Consider the following 10,259-nt stretch of genomic DNA (forward strand, 5'->3'; position numbering starts at 1 on the left):
ACCAGTCTGCCCAAGAAGCGATAAACGGAAGGTGTCATTCCGCATTTTGCCGCGGACCGATTCGCCGCCACGGGCACCGCGCACGCCCCGAACGCACGGGGCAGGCGGACACGTTCACGCCGTCACCCGGACCGGGTGTACCTCGTGAAGAGGAAGCCGCCCTCCTCCACCACCCCGTCCAGCGCGTACTCCTGCGGCGCGGCGAGGAGCGGCCCCGCGAGGACGCCCGAGGTGCCGCCGCCGAAGAGGCGCGGAGCGAGCGAGAGGCAGACCTCGTCGAGGACGCCGGCCGCCGCCAGGGCGCCGAGCAGCCGAGGCCCGCCCTCGGTCAACTGCCGCCGCAGCCCCAGCTCCGCCAGCGCTCCGGGGATCAGCTCGGCGCGTGCGTGCGCCTCCTCCCCGGCGAAGACGACCCGTGCGCCCGCGTGCCGCGCGGCGGCCACACGCTCGGCAGGCGCCCGCTCCCCCGTGACGACCAGCGTCGGGACGGCGGGCGAGGTGAACAGCGGGGCGGTGAAGTCGAGTTCGAGCCCGGCGCTGACGACCGCGACCGCCGCGGCAGGGCCCTGCCCCCTCGCCTCACGCGCGGCCGCGAACGCCCTGCGCGCCCGCGCCGGCCCGTACCCCTCGCGCCGAACCGTCTCGGCGCCGACGACGACCACGTCGGCGAGCGCGCGGAGCACCCCGAAGATCCGCATGTCGGCAGGCGAGGAGAGCGGCTGCGAACGCCCCTCGTGCTCGGTGGCGCCGTCGAGCGAGGAGACCATGTTCGCGCGCAGCCAGCGCCCCGAGGGCCCGAGCGGCTCGGGGTAGGCGTACTCGGCGGCGATCTCCTCGAGGGGCCACTCCCGGCCGCCCGGCCGGTCCGCAACTACAGGGAACAGACGTCGCATATGCGGCAGTGTGGCAGGTCGCACACCCCGCGCGGAGAGCGGTGGTGTGTGACGGCGCACACCGGCGGGACCGCCCCTGCCCTGCTGCTTTAGCATGGCTGCCGTGTCCACGTCCGCCGAACAGACGACCGAACCCGCCGGCGATGCCCCGGGGCCGCTCGCGCTGACCGCGCGAGCGCCGCACGTCCCCGCGGAGCAGCTCGTCGCCGAGCTGGTGCCGCCGCCGCGGTTCGACTCCGTCCGCTTCGACACCTACGTGCCCGACCCGCAGCAGCCCAGCCAGGCGGAGGCGGTCTCCGTGCTGAGCGGCTTCGCCGAGGGGCTCGGCGAAGCCGAGGGCGAGGGCGGCCGGCGCGGCTGGTTCCGGCGCGCACCGAAGCGCCCGGCACGGGGCGGACCCGGCGGGGTCTACCTCGACGGCGGCTACGGCGTCGGCAAGACCCACCTCCTCGCCTCGGTCTGGCACGCGACGCAGGCCCCGCCCGAGCGCAAGGCGTTCGGCACCTTCGTGGAACTCACCAACCTCGTCGGCGCGCTCGGCTTCCAGCAGACGGTCCGCACGCTCGGCAGCCACCGCCTGCTCTGCATCGACGAGTTCGAGCTCGACGACCCCGGCGACACCGTCCTCGTCTCGACGCTCCTCGGCCGCCTCGTCGACGAGGGCGTCGCGCTCGCCGCGACCTCCAACACCCTCCCGGGCAAGCTCGGCGAGGGCCGGTTCGCGGCGGCCGACTTCCTCCGCGAGATACAGGGGCTCTCCGCGCACTTCCGCACCGTCCGCATCGACGGCGAGGACTACCGCCACCGCGGCCTCCCCGCTTCCCCCGCGCCCCACTCGCCCGAGGCGGTCGACGCCGCGGCACGCACCGTGCCGGGCGCCGCGCTCGACGACTTCGGCGCCCTCCTCGACCACCTCTCCCGGGTCCACCCGAGCCGGTACGGCGCCATGGTCAAGGGCGTCGGCGCGGTCTGCCTCACCGAGGTGCGCCCCGTCCCCGACCAGTCGACGGCACTGCGCCTCGTCGTCCTCGCCGACCGGCTCTACGACCGGGAGATACCCGTCCTCTCCTCCGGCGCCCCCTTCGACGAGCTCTTCGGCGAGGAGATGCTGAAGGGCGGCTACCGGAAGAAGTACTTCCGCGCGATATCCCGCCTCACCGCCCTCGCACGGGACGGTGAGCGCCTCCTCTCCCCGGCCGGCGCCTGAGCCTCCGGGCCACCGACGGCGGCCGACGTGCCCGTCGCGGCAACTCCCGGGCGTGTGCACGGTGTTCGCACGCGCGTCCACGTGGTACACACGGTGCACTTCCGCGTCGGGCGGCGTGCGCCGCCCGCTCGCGGAGGGCGGTTCCTGTCTGTCCAGGTCACCCACTCCAGGGAGTGTTGCCCCGATGACGGCTTCTGCTCAGTCACGACAGTCCGGACAGTCCCAGCCCCAGCAGCCCCGAAGGTCCCGTAGGCAAGTCCTCGCCGCGAGCGGCGCGGCCGGCGTAGGGGTCGCCTTCAGCGGCGCCCTCGCCGAACTCTTCACCGGTACGGCGGCGGCCCAGGCCACGGGAGGCAGATCGGGGTACGGCCCGCTCGTCCCCGACCCCGCAGGGCTCCTCGACCTCCCCGAGGGCTTCTCCTACCGGGTGCTCTCCCGAGAGGGCGACGCGCTCTCCTCCGGCGAGGGCCGGGTGCCCAGCCACTTCGACGGCATGGCCGCCTTCGCGGGCGCGGGCTCGTCGGTCTGGCTGGTCCGCAACCACGAGAACCGCATGGACGCGGAGATCGCCGTGCCCACCGTCGACGGGCTCACCTACGACCCCGAGGGCAAGGGCGGCTGCACTCTCCTCCACCTCGACGGCAGGGGCGGAGGCACGAGCGAACGCGTCGGCATCGCCGGCACCTCCACCAACTGCGCGGGCGGACCCAGCCCTTGGGGAACGTGGCTCACCTGCGAGGAGACCGAGTACCTCGCGGGCGAGGAGGGCTACACCAAGGACCACGGGTTCGTCTTCGAGGTCGGCTTCACCCGGCGGGCGCCCACCTCCGTCGAACCCCTCACGGCGATGGGCCGGTTCCAGCACGAGGCCGTCGCCTTCGACCCGTCCGACGGCACCGTCTACGAGACCGAGGACGCCTTCGACCACCCCTTCGGCCTCTTCTACCGCTTCCTCCCCGACAAGCCGAGGGGCGGCCCGGGTTCACTGGCGGCAGGCGGGACGCTCCAGGCGATGCGCGTCCCCGACGTACCCGACCTCTCCTCCGTCACCGAGACCGGCACCTCCTTCAAGGGCATCGAATGGGTCGACGTCCCCGACCCGCTCGCGGCCGAGACCCCCATACGCTTCCAGGACTTCGGCAAGGGCGGCATCACCCACGGGCAGAAGCTCGAAGGCTGCTACTGGGGCGGCACCTGCGTCTACTTCGTCTCCAGCTTCGCCAGGATCGACGAGGGCTCGGCCGCCGAGCACTACGGGCAGGTGTGGCGGTACGACCCGAAGGCCAACCGGCTCACCCTCGTCGTCGTCTTCGGCCCCGACACCGACGTCCAACTCCCCGGCGAATCCCCCGACAACATCTGCCTCGCCCCCAGCGGCGGCCTGATGGTCTGCGAGGACGGCGAAGGAGCACAGCACGTCTTCGGCCTCACCCGGCAGGGCTCCGTCTACCCGATGGCGCGCAACCGGCAGAACGTCGGCGACGAGGACGAGCCCTCCTGGGGCGAGTTCGCGGGCGTCACCTTCTCCCCCTCGGGCGACACCATGTTCGTCAACGTCTACACGCCCGGCACCACCTTCGCCGTGACGGGTCCCTGGCGGCACTGAGCCCGCGGGGAAGTCCCTGCGCGGGCGGGGAAGTTCACACGCCGCGAGGGCGGTAGCGCCCGAACCCGCCCTCGGTGTCGAGCACTTGCCCGGTGATCCAGCGCGCCTCGTCGCTCACCAGCCATGCGATGAGGCGCGCCGGGTCGTCCGGCTCCCCATAGCGGCCGAACGGGAACATGGGCGCCACCGTCCGCCACATCTCCTCGGTGAGGTAACCGGTGTCCACCGGGCCCGGGTTGACGGTGTTGAGGCGGATGCCGCGGTCGGCGAGCTGGTCGGCGAGGGTCTGCGTGACCCCGTGGAGCGCCGCCTTCGCCACGGCGTACGCGACCTCGCCCGGGAGCGGGCCGAGGTGCTGGCCCGACGTCATGAAGACCACCGCGCCGCCCTCCCGGCCGTCGTGCCGCTCGGCGAAAGCCTGCGCCAGCAGGATGCACGAGCGCGCGTCGACGGCCCAGTGCCGGTCGAGCTCCGCCTCGGTGAGCGCCCCCAACGGGCCGTCCTGCCCGGTGAGCGCGTGGTTGCAGACGAGGACGTCGACGTGCCCGAACTCCCCCGCCGCAGCACCGAGCAGGCGCTCGGGCGCTCCCGGCTCGCCGAGGTCGCCCGCGCCCTCCGCGACCCGCGTCCCGTCCACGGCCAGGTGCCCGGCGACGCCCGCGATCACCGCGTCGAGATCGTCCTCGCCCCACTCCTGATCGCGATCGTGCGGGACATGGTGGTGGAGGAAGACGTCGGCCCCCCAGGAGGCCAGCCGGCAGGCGATCGCGTAACCGATGCCGCCACGCCTGCTCACACCCGTCACGAGGGCGGTGCGCCCCGCCAGCGGAAAGGGGGCGCGGCCTTGGTGCCGCGCTGCGTCGATCTCCATCGCCCGACGGTCACACGCCCGGCCGACGGGGTTCAAGCACCGAGCAGAACTCCCCCGGCTCCCCCGCGGCCGACGGCAACTCCCGTCCGTACGAGGGGACTTGCCCCAAGGGGGCACCCGGCGTCCGGGCACACCGAACCCGGCCGCGCCCCTGCTGGCAGACTGGACGCGTGAACGGTTCCGAAAGCCCCCTGCCTCCTACGGACGACGACGCGGCCGACGACCCGGCGACCGAGTACGCCCTGCCTCTCGTCATCCGCCTGGAGCGCTCGGCCCCGCCGACCCGTACCGACGCGATGGAGACCGCGGCGCGGGCGGTGCTCGCCCTCCTCGCCGATCCGCGGACCACCGAGGAGACCGGCGAGTGGCACAAGCGCGTGCTGCTGTGGGAAGAGCGCGCCATCCGCAAGGTCGTCCGCCGGGCACGCGGCGCCGAGTGGCGGAGGGCCTCCGCGCTCCCGGGGCTCACCGCGACGGGCTCGCCCGCGCAGCCGCCGCTCGGCCCCGGCGGCCCCGGCACGCCCGAGGAACACGCGCCGGCGCAGGTGCGGGTCTTCCCGCCCGTACCCGTCGGCGCCTGGCCGAAGGACCTCGCCCGACTCCAGGTCTCCGGCACCGACTTCGAGGACCCGCGGCCGCCCCCGCCGCCCGCGGCCGGCACCCCCGTCCTGTGGCTCAACCCCGCGCTGGAGATGACGGCGGGCAAGGCGATGGCGCAGGCCGGGCACGCCGCGCAGCTCACCTGGTGGGCGCTGGACCACCGGGCACGCGAGGAGTGGGCGGCCACCGGCTTCCCGCTCGCCGTCCGCTCCGCCCACGGACCCGCGCAGTGGGCGACGCTCGCCGGAGGACACCTGCCCGTCGTCCGCGACGCCGGGTTCACCGAGGTGGCGCCGGGCTCCTGCACCGCCGCCGCGGAGCACCCGGCCTTCCGTTAGGCACGCCGACCGCCCACGCTCGCAAGGGCGTCGCGGCCGAAAATCGTCCGGATTCCGGCACAACGCTGGCGAACGCGGGCGCCCGGTACTAGAACTCTCGTTCATGTGGGTGCCACTCCTCGTCCTTGCCTGGATCGCCGCCCTGCTGAGCTGCGCGCGTCTCTGCCGGGTGTCAGCGGCAGCCGACCGGCCGGAGACCGTCCCCGCACAGGGCCGCGCGCTCAGCCTCTACGAGACGGCCTACCTCTGCGGCGGACCCGACCGCGTGGCCGAGGTCGCGCTCGTCTCGATGGCCCGGCGTCGGCGGGTGCTCGTCGCGCACACCGGATGGGCCACGGTCGTCGACCCGGACCCGCACGATCCCGTCGAGGAGTTGCTGATCGAGCGGTTGGGCGGCCCCGGCGGCCAGTCGTCGGTCGCGCGGGTACGGGCGGCCCTCGCCGCGGCCGAACCGGTGCGCAGGATCGGCGAACAGCTCGCCGCCGTCGGCCTCGCCGTGCCCCCCGCACTGCGCGACTCGGTCACCGCGGCGCTCGACCAGGTGCGCAGGGCGACGCTCATCGTCCTCGGGACGGGTGTCGCGGCGGAGGCCGTCGCCGCGGGCGACGGCGCGGACACCGGCTCGGTGGCCGCCTGGTTCCTGCTCCCCCTGGTGCTGAGCCTCGGCTGCATGGCGATAGCGCACGTGGAGGTCAGGCCGCTCGCCCGCTGGGCCTCCCCCGCGGGCCTCCGCCTCGTCCACACCTCGACCCCGCTCACGCCGGCCCCCGGCGACGAGTCGACCGGCCTCACCGCCTTCGCACACCTGGGCCCCCGCACGCTCCCCGAACCGCACCTGCGTGCGGCGCTCGGCGGCGACCCGTCCCCGCTTCGGGGGTAATGGCCACCACACCGCGAATACGTCCTTTACCTCATCAGCCAATGCGCTGAGCATCCTTATCGGGCGCAACACCCGGTTCGAGCGGTTCCCTTCGAACGAGGAGACTCAGTGCGCGCAGCAGCGATCCACGGAACCCTCGGCGCCCTGGCGCTGACGGCCGCGACCCTGGCGACCGGCACCCCCGCCGCCGCCGACCAGCCCCGCCCAGCGGCCACCACCGCGGAACGAGGCACCGCCGTCGCAGCGGCCGAGGCGGCGGCAGCGGGCGTCGACTGGCAGGAGTGCCCCCCGCGCGAGCACCTGCCGGCACCCGCCGAGTGCGGCACCGTACGCGTCCCCGTCGACTACTCCCGGCCGCAGGGCGAGCACCTCGACCTCACCGTCAGCCGGAAGCGCGCGCAGCCGGCCGAGGGGAAGGGCGCGCGGCTCGGCTCGCTCGTCTACAACCCCGGAGGCCCCGGCGCGAGCGGCATGCGGTTCGCGCTCTACGGGGACGTCCTCGGCGGCGTCTGGAAGAAGCTCAACCGCCGCTGGGACCTGGTCGGTTACGCGCCCCGCGGCGTCGGCCGCTCGGCACCGCTCAGCTGCCAGGACCCGAAACAGTTCACCGCCGCGCCCAACCCCTCGCCCCGCCGCCCCTCGGCCGAGTACAAGGAGCAGAGGAAGGAGCGCGCCGCCTCCTACGCGAAGGGCTGCGCGCAGGCGCAGGGCAAGCGGCTCGCGCACTACACCACCGAGGAGAACGCCCGCGACCTCGACGTCCTCAGGGCCGCCCTCGGCGAGCGGAAGCTCTCCTTCTTCGGCGTCTCCTACGGCACCTACCTCGGCGCCGTCTACGCCAGCCTCTTTCCCGGCCACGTCCACCGCCTCGTCCTCGACAGCGTCGTCGACCCCACGCCCTCGAACATCTGGTACCGCTCCAACCTCCGCCAGAACGCCGCCTTCGAGCAGCGCTGGAACGACTGGAAGCGCTGGACGGCGAAGCACCACCGGAGCTACGGGCTGGGCCGCGACGCGCAGCAGGTGCAACGCTCCTTCGACGAGGTGCGCGACGCCGTCGAGAAGAAGCCGGCCGGCGGCGAGGTCGGCCCCAAGGAGCTGCTCGCCGCCTACCTCCGGACCGGATACGCCGACTCCGTCTGGGCCGAACACGCGGAGGCGCTCGCGGAGTTCCGCAGGGGACGGCCCGGGCCGCTGGAGGCGCTCGCGGCGCCCGACCCGGCGCGCGCGGTCGAGGACGAGAACGGGCAGGCCGTCTACAACGCCGTCGAGTGCGCCGACGCGCGCTGGCCCCGCGACTGGTCGCGGTGGGACCGCGACACCACGGCCTCGGACGCGGTGGCGCCCTTCTCCAGCTGGGAGAACACCTGGATGAACCTGCCCTGCGCCTACTGGCCGACCACCCCGCGCACCGACCCCCCGCACGTCGGCACCGACCCCGGCCGGCTCCCCGGCGTCCTCCTCCTCGCCGGGACGCGGGACGCCGCGACGCCGTACGCCGGTGCGCTGGAGACGCAGCGGAGGCTGCCGGGCTCCTCCCTCGTCACGGAAGCCGGCTCCGGTACGCACGGAGTCGCGGGCGGCAACGCCTGCGTCGACCGGCACCTCGCCGCGTACCTCCTCGACGGGAGGACACCGGGGATGCGCGCCGAGTGCGAGGGCCGGCCCGCACCCGCACCGGGGACCTGACCTCCGCGGCGCCCCGCTCGGTGGCGCTTCGTTTGGGGAGGCCCGCTCGGGAGCACCCGGGGGCGCACGAGCGGTCGGCGCACGGTGCCGTCCGCGCGCCGGGACGAGGAGGCGTGTGATGGCCGACACCGACATGGCACAGGTGATGGACGCCATTCAGGACGCCGATTTCCCCGCAACGAAGGACCAGCTCGTCGCAGTCGCACAGGCGGCGGACGCGAGGGACCAGGTCCTCCAGACGCTGCAGGCGCTCCCGCCCGTCGAGTACGACAATCGCGAGGACGTGGCGCGCTCGGTGCGCCTGCCCGTCGACTCGGACCTCGACCACAGCAAGGCCCAGCGCAACGACCAACTGCGCGGGGGCGGCAAGCACGGCCTCTCCGGACACCTGCGGGACGTGCCGAAGCCTCCCGTCGAGGAGGAGTTGAGCCGCCGCCCCCGCTCCAGCGGGGGCGAGCCGTGAGCCGCCCCCCGCGTCAGGCGAGCTGGTCGAGGAGTTCGCCGATCGGCTTGCGGCGCCCGGTGTAGAAAGGCGTCTCCTCGCGGACGTGCCTGCGGGCCTCCGAGCCGCGGAGGTGGCGCATGAGGTCGACGATGCGGTGGAGGTCGTCGGCCTCGAAGGCGAGCATCCACTCGTAGTCGCCGAGCGAGAACGCCGGCACCGTGTTGGCGCGCACGTCGGGGAAGCCGCGCGCCATCTTCCCGTGGTCGGCGAGCATCGTGCGCCGCTCGTCGTCGGGGAGCAGGTACCACTCGTAGGAGCGCACGAACGGGTAGACGCTGACGTAGGCGCGCGGCTCCTCCTCCGCGAGGAACGCCGGGATGTGGGACTTGTTGAACTCCGCGGGACGGTGGAGCGCCATGTTGGACCAGACCGGCTCGAGCAGCCGCCCGAGCCCCGTGCGGCGGAAGCGGTTGTAGGCGTCCTGGAGCGCGTCGGCGGTCTCCGCGTGCCACCAGATCATCAGGTCCGCGTCGGCGCGCAGCCCGGAGACGTCGTAGGTGCCGCGGACCGTGGTGTCGGCGGCGTCGAGCTCCGCGAAGAGCTCCGCCACCTCCTCGGCGAGCGCCTTGCGGTCCTCGGGGAGCGGTTCGCGCAGCCGGAACACCGACCACATGGTGTAGCGGATGACCTCGTTGAGGTCCTTCGCCCGCTTGCCCGGGCTCTTCTCCGCCCCGGGGCGGTTGCCCGCGTCGTCAGACATGGCTCTCTCGTCCTTCTCGCTTGCTGCTCTGCCCCGCCTCCGCGAGGGCCTGGTCGGCCGCGCTGCGGCCGCTCGCCGCACAGGCCGGGATGCCGACCCCGTCCAACGCGGCGCCGCACAGCGCCAGTCGCGGCACCGAGCCTAGCGCCGCGCGGATGCGTCCGACCCGGGCCTGATGGCCCGAAGGGTACTGCGGAAGGCCCGCGTCCCAGCGCGTCACGAGGGTGTCGACCGGCTCCGCCGTGATCCCCGCGGCGGCGGCCAGGTCGGCGCGGGCGAGCGCGGCGAGCTCTGCGTCGTCGCGTTCCAGCACCCGCTCCTCGCCGTGCCTGCCGAGCGAGGTGCGCACGAGCGTCAGCTCGGGCGCCTGCTCGGCGACCCAGCGCCACTTGCTTCCAGAGAACGTCGCCGCCTTGATGGAGCGGCCGTCCACCGGCGGCACGAGGAAGCCGCTCCCCGCGGGCAGCGACACCTCGCGGCGGCGGAACGCCATGGTCACGAGCGCCATCGAGGCGTACTCGTACGCCGCCAACTCGGCTGCGGCGCCCGGTGATTCCGCCCTCAGCAGCTCGGCGGCCGCGGGCGCGGGGGCGGCGACGACGACGGCGTCCGCGGTGAGGCTCCGCTCTCCCTCGGGCCCCTCCACGACCGCGCCCCAGCCGTCGGCGGCCCGCTCCAGGCGCCGCACCCGCGACCCGGTCCTGACCTCGGCACCGGCCGCCCGGCAGGCGTCGGCGACCGCCTGCGGCAGCCGTCCGAGCCCGCCCCTGATACCGAGGAAGGCGGGCGGCTGCTCCCCTTCGGCACGCTCCGCGGCGCGACGGCTCTCGCGCTGCACGGCACGCACCGCGGCGAGGAGCGAGGGCTCCTGCCTCGCGGCCTCGTAGAGCTGCGGGACGGCCGCGCGCATCGAGATGCGGTACGCGTCGCCCGCGTACACGCCGCCGAGGAGCGGCTCGACGAGCCGGTC

General features: G+C 74.3%; 10 protein-coding genes. 6 read left to right on the forward strand and 4 right to left on the reverse strand.

Annotated features, from left to right (window positions below):
• Nucleotides 1–122 precede the first annotated feature (122 nt).
• Nucleotides 123–893: a dihydrofolate reductase family protein gene (locus tag UWG_RS0116185; RefSeq protein WP_016908268.1), complete on the reverse strand. Its 771-nt coding sequence runs from the start codon at nt 891–893 to the stop codon at nt 123–125.
• A 94-nt stretch (nt 894–987) separates the two neighbouring features.
• On the opposite strand from UWG_RS0116185, the gene zapE reads away from it, so the two are divergent.
• Nucleotides 988–2,100 carry a cell division protein ZapE gene (gene zapE / locus UWG_RS0116190; RefSeq protein WP_033196178.1) on the forward strand — a complete coding sequence of 371 codons (1,113 nt, stop codon included), beginning with the start codon at nt 988–990 and terminating at the stop codon, nt 2,098–2,100.
• 184 nt (nt 2,101–2,284) lie between these two features.
• Nucleotides 2,285–3,706, forward strand: coding sequence for an alkaline phosphatase PhoX (locus UWG_RS0116195; RefSeq protein WP_016908270.1), 1,422 nt, complete (start codon nt 2,285–2,287; stop codon nt 3,704–3,706).
• Nucleotides 3,707–3,740: 34 nt separating this feature from the next.
• Here UWG_RS0116195 and UWG_RS0116200 read toward each other — a convergent pair whose 3' ends face one another.
• Nucleotides 3,741–4,577, reverse strand: coding sequence for an SDR family oxidoreductase (locus UWG_RS0116200; protein ID WP_016908271.1), 837 nt, complete (start codon nt 4,575–4,577; stop codon nt 3,741–3,743).
• 170 nt (nt 4,578–4,747) lie between these two features.
• Here UWG_RS0116200 and UWG_RS0116205 point away from each other — a divergent pair, with 170 nt between their 5' ends.
• The 4 genes from UWG_RS0116205 to UWG_RS0116220 all read left to right on the forward strand — a co-directional run bounded on the left by UWG_RS0116205 (nt 4,748) and on the right by UWG_RS0116220 (nt 8,547).
• Nucleotides 4,748–5,515, forward strand: a complete 768-nt coding sequence (locus tag UWG_RS0116205) for a peptidyl-tRNA hydrolase (RefSeq protein WP_016908272.1) — start codon at nt 4,748–4,750, stop codon at nt 5,513–5,515.
• A 103-nt stretch (nt 5,516–5,618) separates the two neighbouring features.
• Nucleotides 5,619–6,395, forward strand: a complete 777-nt coding sequence (locus tag UWG_RS0116210; protein ID WP_016908273.1) for a TIGR04222 domain-containing membrane protein — start codon at nt 5,619–5,621, stop codon at nt 6,393–6,395.
• Nucleotides 6,396–6,503: 108 nt separating this feature from the next.
• Nucleotides 6,504–8,084 (forward strand): alpha/beta hydrolase, encoded by a 1,581-nt coding sequence (locus UWG_RS0116215; protein WP_016908274.1) that lies wholly within the window; start codon nt 6,504–6,506, stop codon nt 8,082–8,084.
• A 118-nt stretch (nt 8,085–8,202) separates the two neighbouring features.
• Nucleotides 8,203–8,547, forward strand: a complete 345-nt coding sequence (locus UWG_RS0116220) for a DUF2795 domain-containing protein (protein ID WP_016908275.1) — start codon at nt 8,203–8,205, stop codon at nt 8,545–8,547.
• A gap of 13 nt (nt 8,548–8,560) precedes the next feature.
• Here UWG_RS0116220 and hemQ read toward each other — a convergent pair whose 3' ends face one another.
• Together hemQ and hemG are read right to left on the reverse strand one after the other, a co-directional pair.
• Nucleotides 8,561–9,289, reverse strand: a complete 729-nt coding sequence (gene hemQ, locus UWG_RS0116225; protein WP_016908276.1) for a hydrogen peroxide-dependent heme synthase — start codon at nt 9,287–9,289, stop codon at nt 8,561–8,563.
• Nucleotides 9,282–10,259, reverse strand: a 978-nt coding sequence (gene hemG, locus UWG_RS30195) for a protoporphyrinogen oxidase (RefSeq protein ID WP_016908277.1), incomplete at its 5' end; no start/stop codon positions are given. The genes hemG and hemQ, both read right to left, overlap by 8 nt.

The sequence above is a fragment of the Streptomyces xiaopingdaonensis genome, assembly GCF_000262345.1.
In the GTDB taxonomy this organism is placed as follows: domain Bacteria; phylum Actinomycetota; class Actinomycetes; order Streptomycetales; family Streptomycetaceae; genus Streptomyces; species Streptomyces xiaopingdaonensis.